Genomic DNA, 16,447 nt, shown 5'->3' with positions numbered 1-16,447 from the left:
TTTTAACCAAAATATCGCGAACGAATCTATACAAGATAGTCTTTTGATTTATACGGAAAGAGCTCATCATTTTCTTTCTGATTATAAAACGAAAGAATCTTTGGTACTTGCTCATAAAGTACTGCATTTCTCATATCAAATCGATAACGATCAATATAAAGCTATAGGTCACCATTTGGTGGCACGTAATTATGAATACATACGAGACTATAAAAATATAGAGTTCCACTATGGAGAGTCTTTGAAATACTCTCGAATTATTAATGATTCTATTCGATTACTACACAATTTGAGTGGTTTAGGAAATTTACAAATTAATGCTTATGGCGATATTGATAAAAGCTTAGACTATTTTCAAAAGTCCTTGTTAATTGCTGAAAAACAGAAAAATAATTCGATACAGCTAGATCCCTTAATCAATCTTAGTACTATATATCTGCATAAAAATGCATTTAACAAATCATATTCCTATTTACAACAGGCGTCAAAGCTTGCCAAAAAATCAAATGATACTATAGCTGTAAATAAAGTACGTTACTTACTGGCTAGCTATTATGTAAAGAATAATGAATTGCTAAAGGCGCATCAACTTTATGATACTATTATTGGTCAAACCGAAAATCAGGAATTATACGTTTTATTAAAAGATGCGTATAAGGCAAAATCTGACATGTTTAGGCGACAAAACAATATAGATTCTGCGTATTATCATCTTGTTCAATATTCAAAGTATGATGATAAGCTTCTTGAAAAAGAAAAATTGGTTCGACGTCAATTAGGGAGTTTCAACTTAAACTCTTACGATGATTCTTCAGCTACAGCGACTAGTGAAAAAGAAGAAGAATATTTGGCAAGAATTGCAAAAAGCACCAACATCATCAACATATTTTCTATCGGTTTAGTAGCTCTTCTTCTCGGAGTTGTCTTGATGTATAGAGGATATAGATCGAAGAAAAAGCTTAGTAAAGTTTTAACTCTAAAAAACGAACAATTATCACAGGCAAAAACCGAAGCAGAAAAACTAACCAGTATTAAGTCTCAGTTTATTTCTACGGTAAGTCACGAATTAAGAACGCCACTTTACGGCGTGGTAGGTATTACTACATTACTACTGGAAGATAGTGAAATAAAGGCTAAACATAAAAAACTTCTTAATTCGTTAAAATTTTCGGGAGATTATTTACTCGACCTCATTAATAAGGTGTTAAAAATCAGTAAAATAGAATCAAATACCGAAAAATTAACCAAAACCCCCACTAACCTTTCTCAATTATCTCAGAACCTTTTATATTCTTTTGAATATCAGGCAAAAAATAAGAATAATGAACTGGTTCTAGACGTGCAAGACGAATTGCCTAAGGTACTTAGTGTTGATTCTTTAAAATTGTCTGAAGTATTAATTAATTTAATTGGTAATGCTGCAAAATTTACAGAAAATGGTAAAATATGGCTTCGTATAAAGATTTTATCTATTCAAAAAGACGAAGTGACTATTCGCTATGAGGTCGAAGATAACGGTATTGGAATTCCGGAGGATAAAAAAGAGTTTGTATTCGAGAAATTCTCTCAGGTCGGACGCGAATCCAACACATCCGAAGGTACTGGTTTAGGATTGTCTATCGTTAAAAATCTTCTAGAAATGATGAATAGTGATATTCATTTGGAAAGTAAAGAGGGCAGAGGTACAAAATTTTACTTTGATTTGACTTTAGAAATTTTAGATGACAGTGATAAACATGCGTTGCGCCCAGAAAGTAATGGATTGCACCAAAAATTTAAGAGAATTCTAGTGGCCGAAGACAATAAAATCAATCAAATAGTAACCAAAAATTTATTAAACCTTATCGGTTACGAATGTACGATTGTTGAAAATGGGTTTAATGCACTACAAATGGTTCAAAAGGAGGATTTCGACCTCATTTTGATGGATCTCAATATGCCCTATTTAAATGGTACCGAAGCGACCAAGCGTATTCGGGAGTTTGATCAAACTACTCCTATTATAGCACTAACAGCTTCTGAATTGAGCGAAGTCCAGGAAGAATGTTTAGAGATAGGAATGAATGATATTATAAATAAACCTCTTAATAAAAACGATCTAAAGAGTATCATTGCCAAAAATCTCATTTCTTGACAAATTAATACATCTAAGAAGTAGTGCTTGGTTTTGCAGCAGTTTTAAGCCATAATAGATTTTCTGGTTTTCTGCTTATCAAAGCAGAGCGGTCTTGATTCTGATACCGCGACAGCTCTGCTTCCAAATAGTATACTGGTTTGACTATCTATGATCGTTAACGAATACTACTATTCGGTTTTTTGCTTGTTTTTAACGTATTTTTCTAGCCACTGGTCCTGCTCCCATAACATATGAAGGATAGATTCTTTTGCCCGGTAACCATGACTTTCTTTAGGTAACATAACCAATCGAGTAATGGCACCCAACCCTTTTAATGCGTTAAAATAGCGTTCACTTTGTAACGGATAGGTACCAGAGTTATTGTCTGCTTCACCATGTATCAAAAGTAAAGGTGTTTTCATTTTATCGGCATGCATGAATGGAGACATCGTATAATAGACTTCTGGAGCTTCCCAGTAACTTCTTTCTTCGCTTTGAAAACCAAAAGGAGTTAATGTTCGATTATAGGATCCGCTTCTTGCGATTCCTGCAGCAAACAAATTCGAATGCGACAATAAGTTTGCAGCCATAAAAGCCCCGTAAGAATGTCCGCCCACGGCAACCCTGTCACGGTCAATATACCCCAAATTATCCACTGCTTCAATAGCAGCTTTACCATTGGCTACCAGTTGTTTGCGAAACGAATCATTTGGCTCTTCGTTGCCTTCACCAACAATAGGAAAAGAAGCCCCATCTAATACAACATATCCTCTGGTCACCCAATAGATCATTGATCCTGCATAGGGATAGGTAAACCTATTCGGGTTCGACGTAGATTGTGAAGCACTATTCTTATCTTTAAATTCTCTGGGATACGCCCAAAGGATCATAGGCATTTTTTTCTTTGTCTCTTTATCATAGCCTATTGGTAAATAAAGTGTTCCTGATAGTTCTAAACCATCGTCTCTCTTATATTTAATTACTTCTTTATGTACATTTTGAAGGCTTTCAAAAGGATTTTCAAAAGTGGTAATTTGAGTAAGTTTGTTATCTTTAGTGATATTTCTGATATAATAATTTGGAAATTCTTTGGGAGACTCTATTCTTACCAGAAATTCTCCTTTTTTTATAGCAATAGCTGTATATATTCGCTCAACCTTATCGGTGTATTTAGATTGATACACTCGAGATGTAGCATTAGAAACTATATTAACTTTATCTATAAAAGGAAATTGTCCTTCTTTGGTATATCCATCTCCTAACATATAAAAATGATCATCTTCGATAGCTACAACAGCAAAACCGTATTGATTCTTTGTAGTTACAGGTTCGCCCGGATCACTATACCGGTCCTGGTAATTTCTATCATAGAGAATGGTGGGTTTTTCATTGTTTGTCGACGGATTAAAAAGATACGTTTTGGTATTTCGGGTATTCCACCAATAATCATATGCGATGGCTAGTTCGCCATCGGTCCATTCAATTTTCCTAAAGCGATTGATGGTCTTTAACATAGATACCGGGGTTTCGGTAAAGGGAGCATCGAGCTGAAATACTTCGTCTCGATAGTCGACTTTAACTTCAGGATCACCTTTATCTAGTGCTTCTACCCAAACCAATGTCGAGGGTTTATCTAATCTCCAGGTAATAGATCTTTTACCGGTACGTGTCGCCATAAATCCTTTGGGAAGTACTTCAACAAGGGGTGACTTATGTATAGTTTTTACAAATTCCCCGGTATTGGTAAATAGTTTTGTTTCTTGAGGAAAACGCCGGTAAGGTACTATATACGAAAACGGTTTCTGGATTTCTGTAGCAATAACGTATTGACTGTCGGGAGAAAATTGAATACTTCTGTACATCGCTTCAGGCGCCCAATTTTCAGTGGTTCCGTCTAGCGATACTTTTTTGATTTCAGATAGGGCCAATTGCTCAAAATTAAATTCATCATTAGGATTTTTTAAAAGATCTTGATAAGTTCTATTTTGGGCTTTTTTTCCTTCACTTATAGTAATTGTTGGCCCCTTGGGTACAGCTTTTTGAGCATCAATAAGAGGTTTTCGCGAATTAGGGACAAATTTCACTAATAAAGCAGCACTATCCCTAAACCATTGAAACGGACTTCGCAAGTTAGCATTAACAATAGCATCGGTGATTTTGTTCACACGCGCCTCGGCAACATCTAATATCCAAAGCTCGACACCAGTTGCTGTTGTATTTGTAAAAGCCGCCTTACTTTGATCGGGTGACCACGAGAGATTAGCTATCCTTGCATTTTTGGGTAGCCCGATAACTTGAGTAGCCTTTTTGCCCAAAGTTTTTTTTACTTTGATATTGTTATAATAATTAGCTCTACTCGAAATATTAGTTTTTGGATTAATTCGTAGTCCTGCTAATCGCATTTCCTTTTCTGATAATTCTGCTATCGTTTTATAGGTATCTCTAAATAAAAAAATAAGATGAGCTCCTTTTGAGTCTATCCTAACAGACGGAGCAGGAGTAACGTCTACCAAATCCATAATTTCTTTTGGAGGCTTTTGATATTCCAATTTTTCTTGAGCGTTGCTTATATAAAAGGTAAATAATAATACGACTAATAATTTGATTGATTGCATAGTAAAAATGATTTAGTCATACAAGTTTTTAATTTTATTAGTGTTATTATAAAATTTACCAATACTTTAACACGAGATTAGGGTACAACATATGAGTTGTGCAGATAAAAATGAGAGTTTATATGATGTGTTAAAGTAAAAGACAAAAAAACAAGCCAAAAGTCTTAACAAATTGTATATTTAGCATGAAGAAATTGTAATATTGGATTCGTCTTTGGGTTATAATGAATAATCATCTGGTATCATACCTGATTCTAATCGTAGCGTCATCTGGAATACTTAAACTTGACGAGTACTTTTTTAGACAACTTTACAGATATTTGATTAAAAATTGATTGAATTCCCTCTGGGTAAAGCCATAAGGCTTTCGTTCAAAACAATTTTTCAATTTCTAGGCAAGTCTCGGGATAGTATACTCTTTGGTATTGTAAATAATAGCTATTTTGCTTTTTACAAGAAACCTTAAGGAAAAGTGCTATACAAAGGCTCGACTTTATAGGTAACAATTAAATAATTATTAAAATTTAAAACGTGTGAAACACATGAAATATAATATTGTCTGGATTGCTGTAAGTATTGTAATGATAGGATGTGGTGGAATTAAGAATACCTCTAATGACATTGCTTCTAATATCCCTGTAGCGACAACAATTAATCTAATTAACATAGTAGAAGATAAAGTGCCGGTTACTATTAATCCTGGTAGATTTTTGCAAGATTCAGTAACCTATTTTCTTCCGAAAGTGGTACAAGGTACTTATGCAATAAGTGACTTTGGGAAATATATTGATGATTTTAAAGCATACGACTATGAAGGAAAAGAAATGGTGACCAAAAGTATGGATGATAATTCTTGGCTCATAATTGACGCAAAACAATTGGATAAAATTCAATATTTGGTGAATGATACGTATGATATCGAAAACGTAAGTGTAGGAACACCATTCTCTCCATCGGGCACCAACATAGAACCTGATAATTTTGTCTTAAATCTTCATGGTTTTATAGGGTACTTCGATGTTCTTAAAAACAATCAATATACCCTTGAAGTAAAGGCACCGATGGATATGAAAAGTACATCGGCTTTGAAAAAAGTAAGCTCTTCTCAAAGTGAAGATGGATCTTATAGTATCGATACCTACCTGGCCAATAGATATTTTGACGTGACTGATAACCCAATGATGTATGGTAATTTAGATATTGAAGAGTTTCTCGTCGATGATATTAACATTATTCTCAGTGTTTATTCTCCAAATAACATACATACAGCCGCAAAAATTAAAGAAACTGTGTTCAAAATGATGAAAGCCCAGAAGGCATATCTTGGGGATATTCAAACGACCGATCGATATGATATTTATCTGTATTTATCATCAGGAGAGCAAAATTCTCCTACAGGGTTTGGAGCCTTAGAACATCATACATCTACTGTAGTGGTATTACCAGAGCAAATTCCAGACGAAGCACTTGCTTCTGCAATGATAGATGTAGTATCACACGAATTTTTTCATATTGTAACTCCGTTAAACGTGCATTCTGAAGATGTACATTATTTCGATTACAACGCACCTACATTTTCTAAACATCTTTGGATGTATGAAGGCGTAACCGAATACTTTGCAACCCTATTTCAGGTTAATCAGGGATTGGTAAGTGGAGATGATTTTTATCTTAAAATTAAAGATAAGATTCAGAACGCCTCGGCTTATGATGATAGCATGAGTTTTACAAAGATGAGCGAAAATGTTTTGGATCAGCCATATGCCCCTAATTATGCCAATGTGTATGAAAAAGGAGCTTTAATCGGTATGTGTATTGATATTCTCATACGTGAAGCGAGTGGTGGAGATAGCGGTATATTGTCATTAATGAAAGCACTGTCTGAAAAATATGGTAAAGAGAAACCTTTTCAAGACGATAAAATTATTCAAGAAATTACAGCAATGACATATCCGGTAGTTGGTGAATTTTTAAAAACCCATGTCATAGGAACGACTCCCATACCCTATAATGATTTTTTCGAAAAGGTAGGTCTTACGATTAAAACCGATACCATTCCCACGAATTATGTTCAAAACGGGCGAGAGTTAATATTTGCAGGAAATATGGCTACAGGGACTATATTTTTTACCGAGCAGGTTGAAGATAACAGCTTTTGGGCTGATAATGGTGTTAAACCTAATGATGATATCTTAGAAATTAACGGTAGGAAGCTCACGATTCAAAATGTAAACGAAGTTTTGGGTTCTACTTTAGAATGGGAAGAGGGAGATGACCTCGAAGTAAAATTAAATAGAGCTGGTAAAGAAGTTGTTATCAAAACGAAGGTAAAACCATCGTATACCAAAGGAAAAAAACTAACTACAATAGAGGATCCTAGTACAAAACAACTGGCGTTAAGAAATGCATGGTTAAAGAAGTAAAGGCATTAATTTCTCTTTTTCAGAATAGATAAAAATCCCTTCATCTCCAGACGAAGACTTCAGTGTTTTAAGCATATTCGATTTTAAAAGTTACGGAGTTGAAAACCAGTAACGTTATTTTTGGAGTTAAACTTTAACTGACTTTAGTTGGAATGAAAACCTATCCGCTTTAAGTTGATAATAGTTTGATTATATTCACTTTAGGGTTATTTTTCAGCCAATAATCATCGTGCGGCTCATAATTTGACATCTAAGACGCTTATCATACGATGCAGTATTATACTATTGATAACCAAATAAATGGCCTTAGATCAAACATTATTTTAAAAAATTGCATACCAAATAATCAACAAAATTCGTTATCGATTTGTTAATTACTTTGTAACGACGTTATTTTAATTCTGTACCTGATATCTTATATTAGCGACCATTCTACCCAAAATTTATGAGCAAAGAAACCAAATATACCGAAGATAATATACGATCACTCGACTGGAAAGAGCACATACGTATGCGACCCGGTATGTATATTGGTAAGTTAGGTGACGGATCATCTGCAGATGACGGAATTTATATTTTACTAAAGGAGGTGCTCGACAATTCGATCGACGAATATGTCATGGGTACGGGTAAAACCATAGAGATTTCAATTCAGGGTGATAAAGTAATGGTGCGAGACTATGGTCGTGGGATACCACTGGGTAAAGTAGTCGATGTGGTTTCCAAAATGAATACTGGCGGTAAATACGACTCTCGTGCGTTTAAAAAATCGGTTGGACTTAACGGTGTAGGAACCAAAGCAGTTAATGCGTTATCGACCTTTTTTAGAGTTGAATCTACACGGGATGGTAAATCGGCAGCGGCAGAGTTTGAGAAAGGAAATTTAACACATCAGGATGCTCTAGAAGAAACTTCTCGCAGACGGGGTACCAAAGTTACTTTTATACCCGACAACGCAATTTTCAAAAACTATAAATACCGTACAGAGTATGTTGCAAAAATGCTCAAAAACTACGTGTATCTTAATCCGGGACTTACCATAATTTTTAATGGTGAAAAGTATTTTTCAGAAAATGGATTAAAAGATCTCCTTGCCGATACTATTACTAAAGATGACAGGCTATATGATATCATTCATCTTAATGGAAACGATATCGAAGTAGCCATCACACATAGTAAAACACAATATAGCGAAGAGTATCATTCTTTTGTGAACGGACAACATACGACTCAAGGAGGTACACATCAGGCAGCATTTCGCGAATCTGTTGTAAAAACTATTCGAGAGTTTTATGGCAAAAATTATGAAGCTAGTGATATTCGAAAATCAATCGTATCTGCTATAAGTATTAAGGTAATGGAACCGGTTTTTGAGAGCCAGACCAAGACCAAATTGGGTTCTACAGATATGGGAGGTGGCTTACCCACAGTAAGAACCTATATCAATGATTTTGTTAAGACGAATCTTGATAATTACCTGCATAAAAACCCGAATACTGCAGAAAGTTTACAGCGTAAAATCTTACAAGCCGAACGTGAGCGAAAAGATCTTTCAGGAATTCGTAAATTAGCTCGAGAACGCGCAAAAAAAGCGAGCTTACATAACAAAAAGCTTAGAGATTGCCGGGTTCATCTTACCGATAGTAAAAAAGATCGTAATCTTGAAAGTACACTTTTTATTACAGAGGGAGACTCTGCAAGCGGATCTATTACCAAATCTCGTGATGTAAATACCCAGGCTGTTTTCAGTTTACGAGGTAAGCCACTGAACAGTTACAATATGAGTAAAAAGATTGTGTATGAAAATGAAGAATTCAATCTTTTGCAAGCCGCACTTAATATAGAAGAATCTCTAGAAGACTTACGGTATAATAATATTGTAATTGCTACTGATGCCGATGTCGACGGAATGCATATTAGATTACTACTCATCACCTTTTTTCTTCAGTTTTTTCCTGAAGTTATAAAAGAAGGCCACCTGTATATTTTGCAAACGCCATTATTTAGAGTCAGAAATAAAAAAGAGACGATATATTGTTATTCTGAACAAGAAAGGAAGGATGCCATTCAAAAATTATCAGGCAAACCTGAAATTACGCGATTTAAAGGTTTAGGTGAAATTTCACCAGACGAATTTGTTCATTTTATCGGCGATGATATGCGTTTAGATCCCGTTATGCTAGACAAGGAAAAGTCAATCGAAGAATTGCTATCGTTCTATATGGGAAAAAATACACCCAAACGGCAAGAATTCATTATCGATAACCTTAAAGTGGAGTTAGATGCCGTAGAGGAAGAGTTGTGAGTGGTTGAGTGATTGAGTAGCTGAGTAACAACTTAATATTATTCATATACACCATAAAATTCCCTCCTTGAAGAGAGCCAGGGAGGTGTTTTTTAATTCAGAATGTAGAATTCAGAATTATGAAATATAAAATTTAAAATGAAAAATGTAAAAGTGTAAAGATGGTGTAGGTTTAGGAGAGGAGTTGATGAGTAGTTGAGTGATTGAGTAGCTGAGTAACAACTTAATATTATTCATATACACCATAAAATTCCCTCCTTGAGGAGAGCCAGGGAGGTGTTTTTTAATTCAGAATGTAGAATTCAGAATTATGAAATATAAAATTTAAAATGAAAAATGTAAAAGTGTAAAGGTGGTGCAGGTTAAGGAGAGGAGTAGTTGAGTGATTGAGTAGTTGAGTAACAACTTAATATTATTCATGTACACCAAAAAATTCCCTCCTTGAGGAGGGCCAGGAAGGTGTTTTGAACGAAGAGCGCTATTTTTAAACATAGAGATATACACATTACCTACTACATTGTACTCGGTACTAAAAAAATAAAAAAAAGAAGCCCCTAAAATAGAATATGGATTTAGAAAACGAAAACGAAGAATTACATCAAGACATAAACCCGGAAGATCACCAACCACAAGAGGTGATTACTAAAGTAACGGGAATGTACAAAGATTGGTTCCTGGATTACGCATCTTATGTGATTTTAGAACGAGCCGTACCAGCGATCGAAGATGGCTTAAAACCGGTACAGCGCCGTATTCTTCACTCAATGAAAGACCTTGACGATGGTCGTTATAATAAAGTTGCCAATATTGTAGGGCACACCATGCAGTATCACCCCCATGGTGATGCCAGTATATCTGATGCCATGGTACAAGTAGGCCAAAAGGAATTGCTTATCGACATGCAAGGTAACTGGGGCAATATTCTTACGGGTGACCGTGCCGCAGCATCGCGATACATAGAAGCTCGTTTGTCTAAATTCGCTTTGGATGTAGTCTATAATCCAAAGGTGACCGAATGGCAGTTATCATACGATGGTAGAAAGAAAGAACCTATTAATCTACCGGTTAAGTTTCCGCTACTGTTAGCCCAGGGAGCAGAAGGTATTGCGGTAGGGTTGAGCACAAAAGTATTACCGCATAATTTTATAGAACTTATCAATGCTTCTATCAAGCATTTACAAGGAAAACGATTTACGTTGCTACCCGATTTTCCTACATCGGGTATTGCAGATTGTACGAATTATAATGATGGGAACCGAGGCGGAAAGGTAAGAGTTCGTGCCAAGATATCACAAGTAGATAAGACTACTTTGGTGATTACCGAAATTCCTTTTTCGACGACGACTACCACATTGATAGATTCTGTTCTTAAAGCGAATGAAAAGGGTAAAATAAAAATCAAAAAGATTGAAGATAATACCGCAGCCGAAGTTGAAATATTGATTCATCTTCCGTCCGGAATTTCTCCAGATAAAACTATTGATGCACTCTATGCATTTACAAACTGTGAAGTTTCTATTTCTCCGTTAGGGTGTGTCATCGAAGAAAATAAACCTAACTTTATAGGAGTTTCAGAAATGCTGCGTCGCTCTACAGACCATACGGTGGCATTGTTAAAGAGAGAACTCGAAATACAGCTGGATGAACTTCAGGAACAATGGCATTTTGCTTCTTTAGAGAGAATTTTTATAGAGAATCGTATTTATCGTGATATTGAAGAAGAAGAAACCTGGGAAGGTGTTATTCAAGCTATTGATAAAGGACTACAACCTCATATTAAACACTTAAAACGTGCAGTTACCGAAGAGGATATTGTTAGACTAACAGAAATTCGAATAAAACGTATCTCTAAATTCGATATTGATAAGGCACAGCAAAAAATCGAGGCTTTAGAAGAAGAAATTGCTAATGTCAAAAATCATCTCGAACATCTTATCGAGTATGCTATTGATTATTTTAAGCGATTAAAAAGCACTTACGGTAAAGGCAAAGAGCGTAAAACCGAAATAAAGATTTTTGATGATATAGAAGCTACAAAAGTAGTGATACGTAACACAAAATTGTATGTAAATCGTGAAGAAGGCTTTGTAGGAACTTCATTGAGAAGAGACGAATATGTTACCGATTGTTCTGACATCGATGATATTATCTGCTTTACTGCTGAAGGAAAGTTAATGATCACCAAAGTAGACTCAAAAACTTTTATCGGTAAAAATATCATACATGTCGCGGTATTTAAGAAAAAGGATAAGCGTACCATTTACAATATGATCTACCAAGATGGTCGTGGTGGAGCATCGTATGTAAAGCGTTTTGCGGTTACTAGCGTAACCAGAGATAAAGAATATGACCTTACGAAAGGTAAAAAGGGTTCCAAAATATCTTACTTTTCGGCCAATCCAAATGGTGAGGCAGAAGTGGTCACCATCTTTTTACGGCAGGCCGGAAGCATCAAAAAATTAAAGTTTGACCTTGATTTTTCAGATTTGCTTATTAAAGGTCGCGGAGTAAAAGGTAATATAGTCACCAAATACAATATCAAACGAGTTGAATTAAAAGAACAGGGAGTATCTACGTTAAAACCCCGTAAAATTTGGTTTGATGACACGGTACAACGCCTCAATGTTGACGGTAGAGGAGAATTATTAGGTGATTTTCGTGGGGAAGACCGATTATTGGTTATTGATCAACGTGGAATTGCCAAAACGATTATTCCTGAACTAACCTTACATTTTAATGCAGATATGGTGGTTCTGGAAAAATGGAAACCTAAAAAGCCTATCGCTGTTATTTATTGGGACGGAGAAAAGGAACGCTATTATGTAAAGCGATTTTTAATAGAAAGTCCAGAACGAGACGAATTATTCATTACAGAACATCCTAAATCATTTTTAGAAATAGTTTCTACCGACTATAGACCAATGGCTGAGGTTGTATTTACTAAATTGCGAGGAAAAGAGCAAAGACCTAGTGAAAAAGTAAATTTAGAAGAGTTTATTTCAATAAAAGGAATTAAAGCTCTTGGAAATCAGCTCACAACACACAAAGTAAAACAAATAAACCTATTAGATCCATTACCCTATGATGAACCAGAACCACTTCCTACCGAGGAAATCGAGGTTATAGAAGAAGAAAGCGTTTCTGCAGAAGCTCTTAAAAAATCTGATTCGCCTTCTTCATTTGATGATGACAATCCCTCTGGAGATGGAGAACAGGCCAGTTTATTTTAATATAAACCTAAATTTTTGAAAATTAGAAGTGTATTTCAATAATCAAAATTAAAAATATAGCTGTTCTTGCTTATTATTATAGCTACAAGAAATGAAGAATGAATATTGCTATTGTGCAAATAACATCTCTAAGAGGAAATATTCAGGAAAACATTAAAAATCATTTGAAATATATTAATCATGCTATTCAGTTTGATGCTGACTTAATCATATTTCCAGAATTATCCATTACGAACTTCGAGCCTAGTTTGGCTAACGAATTCGCAACTACTATTAATGATATTATGTTCGCTCCGTTTCAAAAACTATCTAATGAATATAATATAACAATTGGTATAGGGATGCCCACAAAAGCTCCTGAAGGTATACAAATTAGTATGCTAATTTTTCAACCTAATAATTTCAAAAAAGTATATTCGAAACAAGTATTACATTCAGACGAGATGCCTTATTTTGTCTGCGGTAACCAATCGGTATACATAACACTTCATCATACTAAAATTGGAATTGGAATTTGCTACGAATCCCTACAACTGGATCATTTTTTTAACGCAAAGAAAGAAGGTAGCGATATATATATTGCCAGTGTTGCTAAACCGAAAAATAAAATTAAAACAGCTATCGAGCATTTTTCAAAAATTTCTAATGAATTTAGTACTCCCATTTTAATGGTGAATAGCCTAGGGCAATGCGAAGGTTTTATAAGCGGCGGACAAAGTACAGTTTGGAACAGAAAAGGGGAAATACTAGAGCAACTTGACGCTAACAATGAAGGTCTGCTACTGTATGATACAAAATCAGCATCTGTTAAAAAGATCAACTGTTTATAACCTAAGAAAACAGTTGTAAAATATTTTAAGTAATACTTTAAGTGTATATTTTAAATATTTTACTATTAGCTATTTATAAAAAAAATTAAAGTACAGGTTTAAGGCTATTCTATTCAATTTTTCTTGCTGTTCCCTTTTGTTTTTTAGCAGAACCTACCAGCGCATATTCAAAAGTATAGGTGTCTTTATCTGTAGATAGGATTTTCATGTGAATTGCTTTTTCTTCTGCCATGCTATTGGGATGTAATTTTTGAACAATATATTCGCAATCATTGATCCAACGAATACTAGACGTATCTGTTTTTCCCTGAAAGTAATCAATTTCAATAGAGTCATTTCGAATAAAAGTTGTTTTTACCAGCTCTCCGTTTAATATGGTTTCAAATTCGAAAGTACCTTTTTGAAACGTTTTACAATTTCTTTCAGGCGGCTGGTAGCAACTGTTAAATAGCATAAAGCATAATACCGTAAAAGCAAAGTTTTTCATACGTTTAAATCTTTTTAATTGTTTGGAAACGAAATAATTAAAAAATTAAGAACGTATGTAAGCGCTACGCTCTCACATTAAAAATTTTAAACATTCCCTTTTGTGAAGTAATTTTTAAAATTTATTAATGCTCGTTTCATCTGTTTAAAATTGTATTTCGAAAATACTATGTATTTCGTAGTATTTCACTATTAGAGATAAAAAAAATATACGAATTTCCGTAATTTAACCTAAACGGTTTGCGTCAAGCTGAATACTGAAACGAGTTCAGCACAGGCTTGTTTCAGCTACTCATCTCAATGTACTGAAAATAAACGTAATGAGATCCTGAAATGAATTCAGGATGACTTCTCAGCTAAATTTTAGGTACAATAACAGACAATTAATAAAAAATATTAAGAATTCTTCTTTTCGTAAGAAGTAAAAGTTCCGTCAGCATAAAAAATCACGATACGGTCTATAGTACTAATAGCTTTCGTTTCTGATGATAGTGCTGAAGCAATAGAAGATATGTTTTCTTCCTCTTGAGATGTAGTCGATTGCGAAAACAAGTCGTGATCCTTAGAAGTTGATAACGATGAAGCTTTTTCTACTTCAGTATGAAGTGAATTTTTAATTTCATTCTTTTTGCTAGTCGTTGTAGACTGCGGAAATGCTCCGCGACCATATAATAACCATTCTAGATCTACATCTGTATACGTTTCTATAATCTTCATGACAAAATCCAGACTTGGTTTATTTCTACCTGATAATATATGAGAAATCGATGAGCGGCCTACACCCATGTGATCTGCAAAAGATGAAGCAGATAACGCATAGAAATCCATAACTTTTTGAATTCGTATTCCGAAATCGGTACTGTTTACCATTGTAAACGGTTTAGTAATTAGTAATAATTACAAATGTAACAATTTATGAAGATTCGTATGATTGCAATTGTAAACAAAAACATTTTTAATTTAAAACTTTACTTTATATAAGTATAGTTAATATATTGATTAATAAATATTTAAATTTGATTAAATTATTCTTATAAATAAAAGTTAATATTCAGGTTACAGCATTAAACTGTACTTAAATCAATGTTAACATAAGTGAACATAAACCATTAATTTACCTGTTTACAAACGTAAACAGTAAAGATTTACATGTGTGAACTCACATTTATTTTACATATGTAAATTCAGTCTAAGTGTTATGAATCTTCGAGAAACTATGGTATTTTCGCAATACAACAGGGCTAGTTATGAATATAGATGTTTTAAAAAATTGGTTTGCTACCTATAGCGAATCCTCCTTACGTGGTCGTTATATACATTATGGACATATTGCTCCCTTATTCGATAATTTATCAGAAAAAGTTGATGTAAAACATATAGGGCTTTCAGAAAACAACCTTCCTATACATCTTTTAAAGATAGGTTCGGGTCCAAAAAAACTGTTGCTATGGTCTCAAATGCATGGTAATGAGAGTACAACAACAAAAGCACTTTTTGATCTCATTAATGTATTAATTGATCCCCATCTCAAAGAAGCTTTAGATATTTTAAAAGGGTCTACACTATATATAGTACCTATCCTAAATCCTGATGGAGCCAAAGTCTATAGTAGACTTAATTACAATAGTGTAGATCTTAATCGAGATGCTCAACACAGAACACAGAGCGAAAGCAAAATTCTTGATACCCTTATTAAAGATGTTAGACCTGATTTTGCTTTTAATCTTCACGGACAAAGAACTATTTTTGGTACGGGAGTTCAAAATAAAAGTGCAACAGTGTCTTTTCTTTCTCCCGCAGGTGATGCAGAACGAAGTATTACTACTAGTCGAAAAATGGCTATGGAAGTAATTGCACATATGAATAACGTACTTCAACTATGCATTCCTAATCAGGTAGGACGCTATGACGATGGTTTTAATATCAATTGTGTAGGAGATACGTTAACAAGCAAGGAGATTCCTACGCTATTATTTGAGGCAGGTCACTATCCCAATGATTATGAGCGTGAAGTAACGCGCAAATACATTTTTTATGCGCTTGTAAGCGCTATCCACTATATTTCTACTACATCAGTAACAGGAAATCAATTTCAGGATTACTTTACCATACCTGAAAATAAGAAGTGTCTTTATGATATCATCATCAGAGATGTAATTCTGAAAAATGAAAATGTCGATATCGCTGTCCAGTACACAGAAGAACTTATGGAAAATGCAATTAGGTTTATACCCAAAATCGTTAAAATTGGTGATTTACAAAATTTTTATGGTCATAAGGAAATTGAGGGAAAAAAAAGACAAATTCGTCACGAAATCGTTACAGTAGAGATAGTTCCAGAGATTAACTTGTTAAAATTCTACTTAGATTCTGAATTATTCTCAATAGAATTGGCAAAAAGATAAAATAAAATGTATGAATCCTGCATTTTTCTGTTATTTT

Annotated in this window: 9 protein-coding genes; 6 read left to right on the top strand and 3 right to left on the bottom strand. The window is 34.3% G+C overall.

Features of this window, described 5'->3' with window-relative positions:
* Positions 1-43: 43 nt before the first annotated feature.
* On the top strand, positions 44-2,134 hold the full coding sequence (locus tag J8281_RS07180) for a response regulator (RefSeq protein WP_210196935.1): 2,091 nt from the start codon (positions 44-46) through the stop codon (positions 2,132-2,134).
* A 170-nt stretch (positions 2,135-2,304) separates the two neighbouring features.
* Here J8281_RS07180 and J8281_RS07175 read toward each other — a convergent pair whose 3' ends face one another.
* A complete protein-coding gene (locus J8281_RS07175; RefSeq protein ID WP_210196934.1) occupies positions 2,305-4,731 on the bottom strand; it encodes a S9 family peptidase in 2,427 nt (808 codons plus the stop codon).
* Positions 4,732-5,273: 542 nt separating this feature from the next.
* Here J8281_RS07175 and J8281_RS07170 point away from each other — a divergent pair.
* The 4 genes from J8281_RS07170 to J8281_RS07155 all read left to right on the top strand — a co-directional run bounded on the left by J8281_RS07170 (position 5,274) and on the right by J8281_RS07155 (position 13,519).
* Positions 5,274-7,154 carry a peptidase M61 gene (locus J8281_RS07170; RefSeq protein WP_210196933.1) on the top strand — a complete coding sequence of 627 codons (1,881 nt, stop codon included), beginning with the start codon at positions 5,274-5,276 and terminating at the stop codon, positions 7,152-7,154.
* A gap of 445 nt (positions 7,155-7,599) precedes the next feature.
* The gene (locus J8281_RS07165; protein ID WP_210196932.1) at positions 7,600-9,459 is read left to right on the top strand and encodes a DNA topoisomerase IV subunit B; all 1,860 of its coding nucleotides are present in this window, start codon (positions 7,600-7,602) and stop codon (positions 9,457-9,459) included.
* A 566-nt stretch (positions 9,460-10,025) separates the two neighbouring features.
* Positions 10,026-12,689 carry a DNA gyrase/topoisomerase IV subunit A gene (locus J8281_RS07160; protein ID WP_210196931.1) on the top strand — a complete coding sequence of 888 codons (2,664 nt, stop codon included), beginning with the start codon at positions 10,026-10,028 and terminating at the stop codon, positions 12,687-12,689.
* Between the two features lie 98 nt (positions 12,690-12,787).
* Positions 12,788-13,519, top strand: a complete 732-nt coding sequence (locus J8281_RS07155) for a carbon-nitrogen hydrolase family protein (RefSeq protein WP_210196930.1) — start codon at positions 12,788-12,790, stop codon at positions 13,517-13,519.
* Between the two features lie 109 nt (positions 13,520-13,628).
* Here J8281_RS07155 and J8281_RS07150 read toward each other — a convergent pair whose 3' ends face one another.
* Together J8281_RS07150 and J8281_RS07145 are read right to left on the bottom strand one after the other, a co-directional pair.
* Complete coding sequence (locus tag J8281_RS07150) at positions 13,629-14,006, bottom strand: DNA topoisomerase IV (protein WP_210196929.1); 378 nt, start codon at positions 14,004-14,006, stop codon at positions 13,629-13,631.
* A gap of 395 nt (positions 14,007-14,401) precedes the next feature.
* Positions 14,402-14,875: a helix-turn-helix transcriptional regulator gene (locus tag J8281_RS07145; protein WP_210196928.1), complete on the bottom strand. Its 474-nt coding sequence runs from the start codon at positions 14,873-14,875 to the stop codon at positions 14,402-14,404.
* A 377-nt stretch (positions 14,876-15,252) separates the two neighbouring features.
* Here J8281_RS07145 and J8281_RS07140 point away from each other — a divergent pair, with 377 nt between their 5' ends.
* A complete protein-coding gene (locus tag J8281_RS07140; RefSeq protein ID WP_210196927.1) occupies positions 15,253-16,410 on the top strand; it encodes a M14 family zinc carboxypeptidase in 1,158 nt (385 codons plus the stop codon).
* Positions 16,411-16,447: the final 37 nt, after the last annotated feature.

It is taken from the genome of Aquimarina sp. U1-2 (genome assembly GCF_017897595.1).
GTDB lineage: Bacteria > Bacteroidota > Bacteroidia > Flavobacteriales > Flavobacteriaceae > Aquimarina.
Note: the sequence above shows the minus strand (reverse complement) of the source record. Positions and strands in the feature narration are given on the sequence as shown.

Excerpts from the sequence above, each read along its gene's own strand:
- J8281_RS07175 (WP_210196934.1), bottom strand. The coding sequence starts at position 4,731 with ATGCAATCAATCAAATTATTAGTCGTATTATTATTTACCTTTTATATA.
- J8281_RS07170 (WP_210196933.1), top strand. The coding sequence starts at position 5,274 with ATGAAATATAATATTGTCTGGATTGCTGTAAGTATTGTAATGATAGGA.
- J8281_RS07165 (WP_210196932.1), top strand. The coding sequence starts at position 7,600 with ATGAGCAAAGAAACCAAATATACCGAAGATAATATACGATCACTCGAC.
- J8281_RS07160 (WP_210196931.1), top strand. The coding sequence starts at position 10,026 with ATGGATTTAGAAAACGAAAACGAAGAATTACATCAAGACATAAACCCG.
- J8281_RS07155 (WP_210196930.1), top strand. The coding sequence starts at position 12,788 with ATGAATATTGCTATTGTGCAAATAACATCTCTAAGAGGAAATATTCAG.
- J8281_RS07150 (WP_210196929.1), bottom strand. The coding sequence starts at position 14,006 with ATGAAAAACTTTGCTTTTACGGTATTATGCTTTATGCTATTTAACAGT.
- J8281_RS07145 (WP_210196928.1), bottom strand. The coding sequence starts at position 14,875 with ATGGTAAACAGTACCGATTTCGGAATACGAATTCAAAAAGTTATGGAT.
- J8281_RS07140 (WP_210196927.1), top strand. The coding sequence starts at position 15,253 with ATGAATATAGATGTTTTAAAAAATTGGTTTGCTACCTATAGCGAATCC.